Raw genomic sequence first — 15296 nt, 5'->3', positions numbered from 1 at the left:
CCCCCGTCGTAGTGGCGGTCGCCCCACGTTTCGTCGCTGCCTTTGAAGCGCCAGGTAGACCATTCTCATGATGCCACCCTGAACGCACGCACGAAGATCTCGAGATTCACGAACGACCAAAGAAGTCTTTCGTGGTTCTGTCGAGCGTCAAGGTGCTCCGTCACAAGCTGACGGAGCCTGTCGCCGCGTACCATTTGTGCCACGGCGGACGTTTCGCTCACCAGCATGTCCCGCAAGAACTCACGATAGGGACCCCGGAACCATTCCCCGATTGGCACCCGGAAGCCGATCTTCTTCCGCCGTATGATTTCCGACGGCAGAATCTTGTCCATCGCCGCCCGCAAGACTCTCTTTCCTCCCTTGCCTCCGGTCAGAAAGTCGTCCGGGAATCTAGCCACGACGCCCGCCAGCACCGTATCCATAAACGGCATCCGGCCCTCGATTGATCCCGCCATCATCATTCGATCGCCGCGTTCCAAAAGGTTATCCGGAAGCCAAGACGTCTGATCGAAGAACAACGTACGTCGCAGGCTGGATCCAATCTGCGACGAATACGGAAACAGGTCGGGCGGGGTTGCTGAAAGCAGTCGCCCCAGCATTGCTTCACTTTCGCCGACCGAAAGGCCGCCGAACCATACTCTCATACGGTTTGCGAGATCGCGCTCGCCTGCTGCCAGCGCAACAATTTTTGCACGCCTCATGCCATACGGCAGCGAGCGGACTAGCGGATGGATCAGCCGCTCGTGCAACAGGTGCGGGATGAGCCATTGATAGAGGCCGATCCATCGCTCGGCCCGATACTTCGGATATCCGCCCATCAGCTCATCGGCGCCTTCTCCCGTAAGTACCATCTTCACGCTACGCGAAGCCATTTCCGAAAGCATGAAAATCGGGATGTCAGACGCCTCGCTCACCGGAGCGCCGCGACGCAGGGCGGCGGTCGACCAATGGTCCATGAACGCGCTAGGCTCGACAATGAGATCATTGTGAATAGTGCCGAACTGACCTGCAATGACCCGCGCGTGATCGAGTTCCGAATATCCGGTCTCCCGAAAGCCTACCGAGAACGTCCGCACCGGCTCCGTACTGTGTTTGACCATGGTCGCCACGACCGCCGACGAGTCGATGCCGCCCGAAAGATAAGCGCCGTACGGCGCGTCGCTGCGCATGCGAATTCGGACGGCCTCGTCGAACGCACCTTCGAATAATCGAATTGCGCTGTTGAAATCCTTGACGTCCGGCACCGTCGTCGCGAACGGCGGCGTATAATAGCGTGTCGACTTCAACATGCCATTTTGCCATACCGCACAATGACCAGGCTGCAGCTTCTTCACCGACTGAAAAAACGTCGATGGCCCCGGAACATAGCGATTAAGAAGATAGTGGCCGATCGCATCGGAATCTAAGGCGCGGCTGAAGCCCGGGAACTGAACGAGCGGCTCAATCTCTGAGCCGAAGAGAACAGCCCCTTGCGCCTCGGCGAGAAACAGTGGCTTCTTGCCGAAGGCATCGCGGGCAAGTACTAACCGCTGCTCAGCGTCGTCCCACAGTGCAAAGGCGAACATGCCGCGCAATCTGCGCACCGCGTCGAGCTGCCAGGCCCGATATGCCTCGATCAGCACCTCGGTATCCGAGTCCGTACGAAAGTGATGGCCAAGAGCAACGAGCTCCTTCCGCAGCTCAAGGTAATTATAGATCTCGCCATTGAAAACTAAGTTGAAGCGGCCATCCTCCGTCGCCATCGGTTGGGCGCCGCCACCGATGTCGATGATGGAAAGCCGGCGGTGGCCAAAGCCGATTTGATATCGCTCGTCGGAAGTCTGGTGAAGCCAGTAGCCCGAAGCGTCGGGCCCGCGATGAGACATCAAATCGGTGAGGCCGATGAGGGTGTCGCGATTCTGATGCTTCGCGGCGGCTAGAACCCACCCAAATATCCCGCACATTCCGATGCCCTAACCTGGATAAGATTAGCCGGTTTCCGTCATATGCTCGTTCTAGAGCTGCTGCGAGTAAGATCAGATCGTGAGAAATTCGGCGTTAGCGCTGGCCGCGTGTTGCCCTTTTCAAGTATGGCGGCGCGCCGCTTCGTGCGAGCCTCTCAGATCGAACACCGTATCGTAGACGCTCAAGAGCTTGTTCGCCTCGTGATCCCAGGCGAGCTCGCCATCGATTCGCTTCTTGCCAAATGCACCCATGCGCGCCCGCCGCACCGGATCATCCAAGAGCTCGAGTATCATGTCGCCGAATTCTGCAGTATCGGTATTGCGGGCGTACAAAGATGCCTCACCCGCCGAAACGCGCCCTTCGGTCAGGTCAAACTGGACAATGGGCTTGCCCAACGCCATGTACTCCATGATCTTGTTCATCGTTGATTTGTCGTTCATCGCATTGGGGCGGTCAGGATTTACGCAAACGTCTGCTGTCGAGAGCACGGTGAACAGCGTGACGTCATCAACGCGACCGGTGAACGTGATCGACTCATCCAGCTCCAGGGCCGTTGCAAGTTTCTTGACGTTGTCCAATTCCGGTCCACTCCCGACAATGACGAACTGGATATCATCTCGATTTCGAGATCCGCGAATGTGTTTGATTGACTCCAGCAGCAGATCAAGACCTTCTTGCTTTCCGATGACACCCACGTATGCGACCAGAAAAGTCCTGCCCCTCTTCCAGGTCGGGTCTGATGGAAGTGATTGAACGCGCGAAAGGTTTGGACCGGAGCGCACGACAAACACCCGGTCTGGATTCATTCGCCCGCGTTCAACGGCAATGGTGCGATATGATTGGTTTGTCGCTATCGATACGTCGGCCAGTGCAAATGTAAGGCGCTCAAATAGGACCATGGCGCGCCAGAGGATGCCGCGCCGTTCGAATTTTGCTTCGTAGAGCTCGGGGTTGATATCGTGGTGATCGAAAATGAAGGACTTCCCAAATAGAAATTTGTGAACCCCACCAACGAGGAAAATAAGATCGGGCGGGTTGCAGGCGTGGATCACGTCAAAGCCGCGCGTCGCCAGTATCTTCAAGCTCAGGCCAAACTCCCAGAATAAGGCCGCGCTGTACTCGGCGAGATAGCCGACCGCGCCGCGTCCCTCTCTGGGCAGCCAATGGCGATAGACGGCAATTCCCTCGATCACTTCAAATGAGGCGGTCGCCTGCGGCCCCTTGGGACAAATTATTGAGACATCATAGCCGTGCCGGGCCAATGTGGTGGCTTCCGACCACACCCGACGATCGAAGGGCACCGGCAGATTTTCGACGATGATGAGCACGCGGCGGCGAACTGCACCACTGGTGAGAGGTGGGACCCCCGTCACGCTGTCTGTGAAACGCGACGAGTTGGCATCCAGGCCGATGAGTTCGCGGAATTCGCTCTCGATGCTAGCCGACCCGGGTGGCTTTGCTGGACCCGCTTGAGCAGGATGGCTTGCGCTGCGGTCGTTACGAAAGCGTGTTGACATTGATGACCCGCCGAGTACGTAACGCCATTGTTTTCGCCCAACCTCTGGTGTCGACGACGAGGTCGAATGACCCCGACTCGGCGATCGATCTTGAGACTAGAAGCTTGCGCAATGCGGGCAGACTAGAGAACGCATAGCCAAGATTCTGTCCCAGCAATTTGGAGGGCTCGACTTGGGGGTCGTAGATCGATAGGTCGATATGCGACTGAAGGAATTTACGAGCTAAATCGATGTTGGGGCTTTCGCGAAGATCGTCGCTGTCTTCCTTGAAAGAGAGCCCCAGCATGAGCACGTGTCCGCCTGTGGGAAGGGCTTTCAGGCAGCTCTCAAACAGGAAATTCTTATGCGCATCATTCGACCTCAGAAGCGAATCCACGAGGTAAGTATGCGCCCCGACATCGCTTGCGATATATTGCAGCGCACGGACGTCTTTCGGTAGGCATGAGCCACCGAATGCGCCGCCTGGTCTCAGATAATAGGGCGAGATGTTGAGCTTGGTATCAGAGACGAATATCTGATGGACGGTCGTCGCGCTGATGCCCAGTTTCTCGCAAACCCGGCCCACTTCGTTGGCAAAGGCAACCTTTACCGCATGGAATGTGTTGTCGACGAATTTTGTTATCTCCGCCGCACGATAGGTCGTGTAGAAAGTTGGCGCATTGATGGTTGCGTTCAACTCATCAAGCACCGCGCATCGTTCTCCATCCTTCGTCCCGATCACGATCTTCGGCGGATTGAAGAAGTCTTCGATCGCGACTGACTCGCGCAGGAATTCGGGATTGTAGACAAGCTCGACTCGATCCATGCGACCTTTAAGTGCGTTCTCGAAGATCGGAAGCACCAGTTCCTCGATCGTGCCGGGCCGCACCGTGGAGCGGAATACGACGGTCAGCTTTGTCGATCGAGCTGGGCGCACCAGTTCCGCGATCTGGTGGGAAACCTCGACTATGAAGCTCATGTTGTGTGATCCGTCCGGTGCACTGGGCGTACCCACACAAACGATGGCCAACGCGCAATTGTCGAGATGTCCGCGCGCGTTCTGCGTCGCGCTCAGCAGGCCCTTCCTGACGGCTCGCGCGACAAGCTCGTCAAGACCGGGCTCGGTGATCGGCGAGTTGCCCGCATTGACGATTGCGACTTTTTCATCGCTGACGTCGACGCCGATGACTTCGTGACCGCTCCTCGCCAGGCAGGCGGCGGTCGTCATACCGACGTAACCAAGTCCGAACACTGCAATTTTCATTCTTCTAGGATAGCCTTGGGGGTGCCCAGGCGGACATAAGCAAAGGGATTGCTAGCAAGGGCTAAGTGGCTACCCACTTGGGAGTAGCTCAGACGTCGCACCAATTTGTCGATCGCAATCGTCTGCTCAGGCGCACTATGAGCGCCTGGCTCGATCACCCCCGTATAGTGCGTAGGATCGGCGCCCCTCACCGATCGAGGCGGTCGTTGCCGAAGGGACGCCCGCGCTCAGTTGAAACTGGGAGCCGTGCCGGTTTCATCGAGGCGCCGCCGCATGCTGAGGCATGATCGAGAAACTGTAATGGGCTTCCGAAACAGCCCATGCGCAAGCAAGAGTTAGACGACGATCGCGAATTGCGAGGCCCGTCCTGGGCGTTAGACCATTGGGATGCGCGGAAGGCCCCGACACTCCGGCACTCGCGAGGATGACGACCGCGCCGTTCGAGTTCTCCCACCATTCGTCATCGTCGAACAGGGAACCAGGAGGCTCCATACATTGGTATAAATCACATTTTGAGGCTTTTTTCGCCATACTTCCTAACTAACCAGCGACCCCAGCAGTTGGGGGGGCGCTATCAATCCCGCTGCTTTGGAATCGGCTCGCAGTGTCACGCACTCCGAGCATGCGGTACGTCGCGCGCCTCGTGATGCGCGGCGATGGAATTCCCTGTCTTCAACGGTAAAAGGATAATGGAATGGCAGTTACCGGTACAATCACGTCGTTTACATCTGCGCCGCAGAGCAATTTGTATATCGACGGCAGCCCCTACAACGTCCAGACGGCGGGCAGGAGCTACAGCCTGACCGAGCCCGACAGCCAGACCCTGCGCTTCGAAATTCACCAGGGTGATCCGGCCTGGTTCGATGGCTCGACTATCGATCGCTCCGAAGTTCAGATGGACAATCTGATTGCGGCCGGCATGCCCACCAACATTTCCTATCAGTTCATGGTGGAGCCCGGCGCCACGAACACCGCGCAGTGGCTCGTGACTGCGGAAATGCACAGTAACGACGGAGATCTTGGGTCAGGCGTGCACACCTCGCCTCCGTTCGCGATCGAAATGCAGGGCGAACATCTGGCAGTTGTCGCACGATACGGGGACCCCGCGACTGGCATCACCACCAAGACGCTGTGGACTGATCCCAATCCAATTGTGCGCGGCCAGTATTACAATATCCAGATACAGACCAGCGTAGCCAACAACAGCAGCGGGTTTTTGGACGTCTACATCAATGGGAATCAGGTTGTGAACTACAATGGCCCCTTGGGCTATGGTTCTCGCACCTATTGGGAAGAAGGCCTCTATCGGCATACCTCACCCGAAGTTTTGGCCGCCGATTTCCGAAACTTGGAGATAACAACAGGATCCCTCCCACCCCCAACTGCACCGACGACGCCCACGGTGACACCGGCGGTGACGCAGGCCACGGCGTCTCCGGGAACGGGCATCGAGCATGCCGGCGATACCATCACCCTGTCGCTTGCCTTCAACGAGGCCGTGACCGTGACGGGCACGCCGACGCTGTCGCTCAACGACGGCAATACCGCTACCTATGCAGGTGGTTCGGGTACCAGCACGCTCACCTTCAAGACGACCGTTGCGTCGACCGACACGAACACCTCGGCGCTCGCCATCACCGGCGTCAATCTTCCGAGCGGTGCGGGCATCAAGGACGCATCCGGTGTTGCGGCGAACCTGTCGGGCGCGGTGAAGACGTTCTCCGGTCTCCAGATCGATCCGATCTTGCCGGCGGTGACGCAGGCCACGGCCTCTCCGGGAACCGGTACCGCACTCGTCGGGGACACGGTCACGCTGTCGCTCGGCTTCAATGAGGCCGTGACGGTGACGGGTACGCCCACGCTATCGCTCAATGACGGCGGCACGGCCACCTATGTCGGTGGCTCGGGTACGGGTACGCTCACCTTCAAGACGACCGTCGCGTCGACCGACACGACCACGCCGGCGCTCGCCATCACCGGGGTCAATCTCCCGAGCGGCGCGAGCATCAAGGATGCATCCGGCGTTGCGGCGAACCTCGCAGGCGCGGCGAAGACGTTCACCGGTCTCGCGATCGATCCCCCGACCACGCCGGCCGTAACGCCGGCGGTGACGCAGGCCACGGCCTCGCCCGGAACGGGCACCGAGCACGTGGGAGACACGATCACGCTGGCGCTCGGCTTCAACGAGGCCGTGACGGTGACGGGCACACCCACGGTGTCGCTCAATGACGGCGGCACGGCCACCTATGTCGGTGGTTCGGGCACGGGTACGCTCACCTTCAAAACGACGGTCGCGTCGACCAACACCAGCACCTCGGCGCTCGCCATCACCGGCGTGAACCTGCCGAGCGGTGCGACCATCAAGGACGCGAGCGGTGTCGCTGCGAATCTTGCTGGCGCGGTGAAGACGTTCTCCGGTCTGCAGATCGACCCGACGTCATCGACGCCAACGTCGCCAACGACGCCGCCGACCTCGTCGGCGACCAAGCCGGTCCTGACCATCGCGGATAACTCGCTCTGGGTGGCCGGGAGAGGCGGCACCGTCGACCTTGGTACCAAGGTGACAACGACCGACTCCAACGATGTCGTGACCGTGAACATTACAGGGTTACCCAGGTACGAGACGATCACCGACAAGCTCGATGGTCAGACGTTCCGGGGCAATAACATCACGTTGACGGCAGCGCAGGTCGACAGCGGATTGACGCTGACCTCGACCTACAGGGGCGGGGGGCATCCGACCGCAACGCTCACGCTGACCGCAAGCGCGAAGGATCCGACCACCGGTGCCGTTGCGACGGCCTCGCCGCAGACCATCACCGTGGTGGATCCCCGACCTGCGGCCGTCACGACCACAACGTCGTCGCACCACCACCACACCGCGACGGATCATCAGCCTGCTTCCACCGCAACGGCCGTGACCCCGACGGCGCCGCAGGCGGGCGATCTTCCGGATCATCAGCAGACGACTGCTGCAAACGCGGGGTCCTTGGCAAGCCAGGGCTTTGCGCTGCTCCAGCAGCATGTGGACCCGGGCACCAGCGCCCTGGCAACGACCGCTGCGCAGCCGATCAGTGTGGCGGATCATCCGACTGCGACCGGTACGACGATGGCGTCCCTCGCAAGCCAGAGCTTTGCGTTGCTGAACCAGTATCTGGCCGCTCACACCGGCCAGGTGGATCCCGGTCAGATCGTGTCGGCGCTGTCGCAGGCGATCGGGTGGGGGCACGACTCGTTGCTGGCCCGACCGCAACACTAAGGCCGAGCCGCACCCAGGCTCAGCGCCTGGGTGCGGCCCCGTCAATGATTGGGAATGCATGAGAAGGAACATCATACGCGGCCGGTAGCCGCGAAGGGTTGAGTATTAAATGGCGATCCAGAATGGAAATGCCCATGCCGCAGATCTCGGGCTTCGATCCCTGGCTCTGTTCCTGCGCCTTCATGGCGTGAACGCCGAGCCCGACCAGCTCCGCGACCGTTGCGGGGAAAGCGCAATCGGCATCCGTGCGATGCTTCGCTGCGCCCGCGATTTCGGACTGAAGGTCGGTTCGCGCACGACACATTGGAAACAACTCGCAGGCATCAGCCTGCCCGGAATCGCAGGGCTGCGTGATGGCGGCTTCCTGCTGCTTGGGAAGGTCGAGGACGACGCCGCGCTCGTGCTGCATCCGACCTCGCCACATCCGAAGTTGATGCCGCGTGCTGAATTTGAAGAAATCTGGGACGGCCGCTTGCTCCTGGCCGGATCTCAAAGCCTCGTCGATCGGGCGCAGCATGCTTTTGCCGGTCTGATTGCGCGCGGGCGTGGTCTGGTTGCGCTCGCCGGCGATGCCCTGGCGTCTGCGCGTTCCGCCGAACGTCGCGATATGCCCGTCCACGAGTCGGGTCCTGAGCCTGCGGATGGCGATGAGTCGGGGCTCATTGCGATGGCGATATTGCTGCGTTGCCATGGCATTGCGGCCGACCCGGAGCAAATTCGCCATCGCATGGGCACCTCGCGGGTCGGTGTGACCGAAATCCTGCGCTGCAGCAGGGAGTTCGGCCTCAAGGCCAGGGCACAGCGGTCAAGCTGGAATAGACTTGCCGTCACGCCGTTGCCGGCAATAGCCGCGCTGCGCGACGGCGGCTTCCTGATCCTGGGCAAGGTCGTCGACGACAAGCTTCTTGCTCAGCGCCCATTGTCTCCCCGGCCCGAATCCTTAACGCAGGCCGAACTCGAGGCCATCTGGGACGGTGACATCATCCTGATGACCCGGCGTGCGGCCCTGACGGATCTCTCCAGGCGATTTGACATCGGCTGGTTCATCGGTGCTGTCCACAAATATCGCCGATTGCTTGGCGAAGTGCTGGCCGCGTCGTTCTTCCTCCAGGTCTTCGCTCTCGTCTCGCCGCTGTTCTTCCAGGTCGTGATCGACAAGGTGCTCGTGCATCGAAGCATGAGCACGCTCGACGTTCTGGTTATGGGCCTCGTCGCGCTGACTGTGTTCGAGACTGTTCTCGGCACGCTGCGCGTCTATCTGTTCGCGCACACCACGAACCGCATCGACGTCGAACTCGGCGCGCGGCTGTTCCGTCACCTGATGGCATTGCCGATCGCCTATTTCCAGACGCGCCGCGTCGGCGATTCGGTTGCGCGTGTTCGCGAACTGGAGAACATCCGTCAGTTCCTGACGAGCTCCGCGCTCACGCTCGTTATCGACCTTCTGTTCACCGTCGTCTTCCTTGCGGTGATGGTCTACTACTCGACACCGCTGACGCTGATGGTCATTGCGTCGTTCCCGTTCTACATCGGCATTTCCGCCGGTGTTGCGCCACTGTTCCGTCGGCGCCTCGACGAGAAGTTCAATCGCGGCTCGGAGAACCAGGCCTTCCTGGTCGAAAGCGTCACCGGCGTCGAGACTCTCAAGGCGATGGCCGTTGAGCCCCAGATGCAACGCCGCTGGGAGGAGCAACTCGCCGGCTATGTGGGGGCGAGTTTCCGCGTCCTCAGCCTGAACAATACGGCGAGCCAGGCGGTCCAGATGGTCAACAAGCTGGTCACCGCCGCAACGCTCTACTTCGGCGCAAAGCTCGTGATCGGCGGCGACCTGTCCGTCGGTGAGCTCGTCGCGTTCAACATGCTGGCGGGGCGGGTGAGCATGCCGGTGCTTCGGCTCGCGCAGATCTGGCAGGATTTCCATCAGGCCCGTCTGTCGATCGATCGGCTCGGCGACATCCTCAACACCATGCCCGAGCCAAGTTTCAGTTCGGCCCGCGCGGCGCTGCCGGCGATCCGCGGTAAGGTCGTATTCGAGCACGCGACCTTCCGCTACCGCGCCGATGGCCCCGAGGTGCTGCACGATGTGTCCTTCGGCGTCGAGCCCGGCCAGGTCGTCGGTATCGTTGGCTCTTCGGGCTCGGGCAAGAGCACCATCGGCAAGCTGATCCAGCGTCTCTACGTGCCGGAGAGCGGACGCGTGCTGGTCGACGGCGTTGACCTCGCGACGGTCGACCTGACCTGGCTTCGACGCCAGATCGGCGTGGTTTTGCAGGAGAACGTGCTCTTCAATCGCTCGATTCGCGAGAACATTGCACTCGCCGACCCGGCCATGCCCATGGAGCGCGTCATCGAGGCGGCGTCGCTCGCTGGCGCTCATGACTTCATCCTGGAGCTGCCAGAGGGTTATGACACCATCGTGGGCGAGCGCGGCAGCAGCTTGTCCGGCGGGCAGCGCCAGCGCGTCGCGATCGCTCGCGCACTCATTACAAACCCCCGCATCCTTATCCTCGACGAGGCCACCAGCGCGCTCGATTACGAAAGCGAGCGCGCCATCCAGCAGAACATGAAAAGGATTTCAGCCGGCCGGACTGTCATCGTCATCGCTCATCGGCTCTCTACCGTCCGCAATGCGAACCGGATCATCACGCTCGAGCATGGCCGCATCGTCGAGGACGGCAGCCATGATGAACTCATTCGCTCCAATGGGCGCTATGCAAATCTCCACTATCTGCAGGCCGGTATCCATGACGTCCGCTAACCGGAATATCGTTCCGTTTCCGAGAGCCGAAGTTCGACGGCGCGAGCACGAGATTGCATTTCTGCCCGCGGCGCTCGAGATCACCGAATCGCCGCCGTCGCCGATCGGACGCGCGATCGGGGGGAGCATCATCGCGGTCTTTTGCGTCGCGCTGTTGTGGGCATCGCTCGGCAGCGTCGACATCGTCGCCACCGCGACGGGCAAGATCGTGCCGGGCGGACGTACCAAGCTGATCCAGCCGTTCGAGACTGGCGTCGTCCGCGCCATTCACGTGCGTGATGGACAGAGCGTCAAGGCCGGCGACGTTCTGATCGAACTCGACCCGACGATGACGGAAGCCGATCAGGAGCGCCAGAGAAGCGATCTCGTTGCGGCCGAACTCGACGTCGCGCGGCTGCGAGCCGCGCTCACCAGCGATCCGCTTGCCGCCTTCCGATCACCGCAGGGCGCAAGTGTCGCGGAGGTCGAGATGCATCGCCAGTTTCTGATCAGCCAGCGTGCCGAGCAAAGCGCCAAGCTCGCGGAGATCGAGCGCCAGCAAGGTCAGAAGGAAGCGGAGCGGGCGACCACATCGGCGAGCGTGGCGAAGCTCCAGGCGACGATACCGGTGCTGCAGGAGCGGGTCGACATCCGCAAGGGTCTCGTCGACAAGGCCCTGGCTTCGAAGGTTATCTATCTCTCCGAGTATCAGGAGCTGGTCGGCCTTCAGCAGGATCTGGTCCTCCAGCAGAGCCGGCTCGGCGAAGCCGACGCCGCCATCGCCTTGCTGAAGGAAACGAAAGAAAGGACTGCCGCGGAGTATCGGCGCGCCACCTATGACGCGCTCGCGAAAGCCGAGCAGAAGGCGGCGAGTGCTGCGCAGGAAGTGGTCAAGGCGGAGCGGCGCACGAAGCTTCAGCATTTGACTGCGCCGGTCGACGGCGTCGTGCAACAACTCGCCGTTCACACGGTGGGAGGCGTTGTGACGCCGGCACAGGCGCTGGCCATCGTAGTTCCAAGCGAGAGTCAGCTCGAGATCGAGGCCATGCTCTCCAACCGCGACATCGGCTTCGTCCATCCTGGACAGAAGGCGGAGATCAAGGTCGATACGTTCAACTTCACGCGCTATGGGCTCCTGAATGGGGACGTGCTCAGCGTGTCGACCGACGCCATCACACGGGACAGGCAGGGCGGACCGAACGACCGCGCGTCGGGCACGGCGCAAGGCAGCAGCGAGCCGAAAGGCCAGGAGCTGGAATATGCTGCGCGCATTTCACTCGACCGCACGCACATGCAGGTAGAGGACAAGCTCGTCAAGCTCGGTCCCGGCATGGCGGTGACGGTCGAGATCAAGACCGGTGCGCGCAGGATCATCAGCTACCTTCTCTCGCCGCTGGCGAGATACAAGCAGGAGTCGCTGCGGGAGCGTTAAGGAGCCCGCTCCCGCGGGTGTGCGCGCTTCGCGTCGTCGATCCGAGGCCGAGCGAATCCCTGCATCTACTTGTAGAATCGTGCCGCGGCGCGCGTCCCTGGGTCCACGCCCTTGCGGAGCAGGCCGTCGATACGGGAGACCACGACGTGGTTGGAGCGAGGAACCAATGGAGCCGGCTCGTTGAGCTGCTCCATTTCAGAGATCATCTCGATGGGCTTCGCGATCCCTCTGCCCGCATCGACGGTTGAGGGGGCGCGATCGTTTGCCGGTCGCACCAGCGACTCATGGTTCATGCCCCAGATCGCCGCCTGTGTCCGGTTCTGGACCCTGATCTTGCGCAGGATCGCCTTGACGTGAACCTTCACGGTCGCCTCGGCGATATTGATTTTTCTGGCAACGCACTTGTTGGAGTCGCCTTCGATAAGGCAGGATAGAATTGCCTTTTCTCGCGGAGAGAGCTGCGGCAAGATCGTGTCGTCTGCAGCGGCGAGGATGGCCTGTCGTCTGCCGGGCTCCGCCGTTTCAGGCTCGTGATCGCGACCGGCATCAAGGGCGAATGACAGGAATGCAGGCGGGAAGACGGTCTCGCCCATAATCACGAGCTCGACGGATTTGATGAATGCGTCGCACGAATTGACGTTCACGAAGTATCCGTTGGCCCCTGCTCGAAATGCGGAGGCAAGATCGACCGGCCGATAATTGTCGGACACGATCGCGATGCGCGCGTCCGGATACCGATCCTTCACAAATCCGATTTGTTCTATCGCGACATTGAAGCCATCGCCGGTATGGACGATGAGGAACATCAGTTTTTCTGTTTGAAGTGTGCTCGGCAGTTCCTCGGGGCTCGACGCCGATACCGGGATGTGAAAATTTGCCGTGTGCAGGATTCTAGCAATGCCTTCTCTAATCAAAACGTTCTTTCCAATAAGAACGGTCTCGCAAGACTGCCGCCTCCTCATTTTACCCTCCAGCCTACTACGCAATGACACAACAGCGATGGGCGGTTGAACTCAATTATTTTCTTGGTCCTCGACGTAAGAACGAGCCCTTGTTGTTCGGTTGGTCGTTCTCCGTCGGCTTGTGGTCTCTAGATATATTGAGCTACCTCGATCATGGACCTCCGTTCTTTGCCTGGTCTCGTTGGTGGATTTCGAGCCATCCATCTTGCTTAAGCTTTTATGAATGTTAGATGCGAATTTCGGATCGCCCTATATATCGTTGGTTATAGAGGTGGGTCTGCGTATACCCGTGCGGTTACGGTGCCCAAAAATACCGTCTGGCGCATCCTCTGCGTGAATTAGATCGAGATGCTCACTCAACATTGAAGACCTTTCCGATGGTCTTTGTTCGTCGATACTATCTCTGCGTGAACGCATTTTGTGAGCGAGTTAACGGCCCTGCGCATATGAACGTTGAGGAGATGTCGGAGTGTGCACTTACGCTGTTATCCGGACTGGATAACCACAGAGGCTGGTCCGCCGCAGTCTGATCACCGGATTCTTACGGGCATTCCAGCCCGAGTGAGAGTCGGGAAGCGAGCAGTGCCGCGCGCATGTTAATCCTAGCTTGCGATGCGATATCGATCCTGCTTGTATTAAGAGAAATTTATGGTGATTCTATCGATAGTGGTGGAAACAGCAACAGGTGCGCGGGGTTTATGTTTAGGGGACGATCCGCTGAGGAGCGCCCAATGCGACGTATCAGTGTAGTCATTGCAGACCGGCATCCGGTGGTCTTGGAGGGGCTGAGCAAGGTGCTCGGTGCCGTAGCCGATTTCAATATCGTTGCATCTTGTAACGACGCCGCCAGCTGCATCGAAGCGATCCGGCGCCTGGCGCCCGATATGGCGATTGTCGATCCCGCAATGCCCGGGCTCGCCGCCGCGAAAATTCTTTCGACCGTCAATTCAGAAAATCGTTCGACGCATTTGGTGTTCTTCGTCGCGAGTGAAGATTGCGAACTGGTGTTCTCGGCCACGCCCGTGACCTGTAGCATCATCCTGCGAGATACCGATTCCGAGGCTCTGGTGGAGTCGTTGCGGCACATCGCCAATGGTCACAACGTGCTGCCATCGACCCCATCCGAGTCGATCGCGTCGCGCGAGCAGGGCACGAATTCGGAGAGCGGGCTGACGACGCTGACGGAACGCGAGCGTCAGATCATGCGTCTGGTCTCCGAGGGATTGTCGAACAAGGAAATCGGCCGGCGGTTGAATACGACCGACGGCACGATCAAGGTGCACCTTCACAACATCTTTCAAAAACTTGAAATCAGCAATCGGACGGTGCTCGCGGCCCTCGCCATCTCGCAGCATGATCGCGCGACCGCCCCGCGGGAGAAGGCGCCGCATCCCGGATCGACGAGTGGGGAGCGCTGAGAGGCCCGCCACGCATCACCATTCCCGGCCGACGCTCCCACTGCAAATGGGCTGGCGGCGCCCCCGGCAACGCAACCAATCGGCTGGAACAAGCAGCTTTGAGGGCTGAAGGCTGATTTCAAACGCGGCTTTGATTGGCGAGGTCGATGTCCGGGGAGCCTAATGGGGTAGTCCCTCAGGCCTGGCGCCTGATCCAGAATCGCAGCCAAGGCATCGGGCGGGAAGTGTATTTTGTTCGTCATCTGCGGCTCTGGGTTGATCGCAGTTTGCCCGATGTCAGGTAAAACGTAGTCGCGGGCTATAACGAACGGCTCCAGACATGATCGCAGAGATGTGCCGATTGGATCTCGGCACATCCGGAGCGACGGCCCTGGCCCTCCTTCCTGCCCCCCCAGTGGCCAGGGTCGTTCCCTCCTGACGGCCCGCGAAGGACCGGAGCTCTGTGGTTGAGCTGATAGCGAGTGCGCGGACGCATCTTGATGTCCCTTCTGTTTCACCGTGCCGTCGAGGACATGGAAATCTGGAGTGCGGCCAGCGACGGCTTTTCCTTTGTGATCACGCATGAGACGCCTGCTGGTGCCGGCTTTCACGGACGAGCCGGCTATGTGGCATCGTGGCGGCCGCTGTATCGGAGTAACGGCGCGATCAAGATCGGCGGTTCGGCGTTTTCAACCTTCGCGGAGGCGGAGCAGGCCTGCAACACGATGCTCGAGTATCTGAAGGGGCTATCGCCCGAATGAAGTGTCGAGCCTGCTGTCAAGCGAGGTCGACTTCGAGTGCTTTT

9 protein-coding genes are annotated in these 15296 nt (G+C 60.1%); 5 read left to right on the top strand and 4 right to left on the bottom strand.

The window, feature by feature from the left end:
• Positions 1-65: 65 nt before the first annotated feature.
• From asnB to BJA_RS31885, 3 genes are all read right to left on the bottom strand, one after another.
• Positions 66-1943 (bottom strand): asparagine synthase (glutamine-hydrolyzing), encoded by a 1878-nt coding sequence (gene asnB, locus BJA_RS31895; protein WP_011089038.1) that lies wholly within the window; start codon positions 1941-1943, stop codon positions 66-68.
• Positions 1944-2063: 120 nt separating this feature from the next.
• On the bottom strand, positions 2064-3461 hold the full coding sequence (locus BJA_RS31890; protein ID WP_011089037.1) for a glycosyltransferase family 4 protein: 1398 nt from the start codon (positions 3459-3461) through the stop codon (positions 2064-2066).
• Positions 3442-4704, bottom strand: a complete 1263-nt coding sequence (locus BJA_RS31885) for a nucleotide sugar dehydrogenase (protein ID WP_011089036.1) — start codon at positions 4702-4704, stop codon at positions 3442-3444. Before BJA_RS31885 ends, BJA_RS31890 begins: the two co-directional genes overlap by 20 nt.
• Before the next feature lie 694 nt (positions 4705-5398).
• Here BJA_RS31885 and BJA_RS31880 point away from each other — a divergent pair.
• The 3 genes from BJA_RS31880 to BJA_RS31870 all read left to right on the top strand — a co-directional run bounded on the left by BJA_RS31880 (position 5399) and on the right by BJA_RS31870 (position 12132).
• Positions 5399-7963, top strand: coding sequence for a heparin lyase I family protein (locus BJA_RS31880; protein WP_011089034.1), 2565 nt, complete (start codon positions 5399-5401; stop codon positions 7961-7963).
• Positions 7964-8072: 109 nt separating this feature from the next.
• The gene (locus tag BJA_RS31875; RefSeq protein WP_082901051.1) at positions 8073-10721 is read left to right on the top strand and encodes a type I secretion system permease/ATPase; all 2649 of its coding nucleotides are present in this window, start codon (positions 8073-8075) and stop codon (positions 10719-10721) included.
• Positions 10708-12132, top strand: coding sequence for an HlyD family type I secretion periplasmic adaptor subunit (locus BJA_RS31870; RefSeq protein WP_038966765.1), 1425 nt, complete (start codon positions 10708-10710; stop codon positions 12130-12132). Before BJA_RS31875 ends, BJA_RS31870 begins: the two co-directional genes overlap by 14 nt.
• 65 nt (positions 12133-12197) lie before the next feature.
• Here the strand turns inward: BJA_RS31870 and BJA_RS31865 are convergent, their stop codons facing one another.
• Positions 12198-13094 (bottom strand): LuxR C-terminal-related transcriptional regulator, encoded by an 897-nt coding sequence (locus tag BJA_RS31865; protein WP_038966764.1) that lies wholly within the window; start codon positions 13092-13094, stop codon positions 12198-12200.
• 731 nt (positions 13095-13825) lie between these two features.
• Between BJA_RS31865 and BJA_RS31860 the strand changes: the two genes are divergently transcribed.
• Both BJA_RS31860 and BJA_RS31855 read left to right on the top strand, forming a co-directional pair.
• Positions 13826-14512 carry a LuxR C-terminal-related transcriptional regulator gene (locus tag BJA_RS31860; RefSeq protein WP_162494133.1) on the top strand — a complete coding sequence of 229 codons (687 nt, stop codon included), beginning with the start codon at positions 13826-13828 and terminating at the stop codon, positions 14510-14512.
• Between the two features lie 479 nt (positions 14513-14991).
• A complete protein-coding gene (locus BJA_RS31855; RefSeq protein ID WP_038966763.1) occupies positions 14992-15252 on the top strand; it encodes a hypothetical protein in 261 nt (86 codons plus the stop codon).
• Positions 15253-15296: the final 44 nt, after the last annotated feature.

This window comes from Bradyrhizobium diazoefficiens USDA 110 (assembly GCF_000011365.1).
GTDB classification, from domain to species: domain Bacteria; phylum Pseudomonadota; class Alphaproteobacteria; order Rhizobiales; family Xanthobacteraceae; genus Bradyrhizobium; species Bradyrhizobium diazoefficiens.
This window is presented reverse-complemented; position numbering and strand designations above follow the sequence as displayed.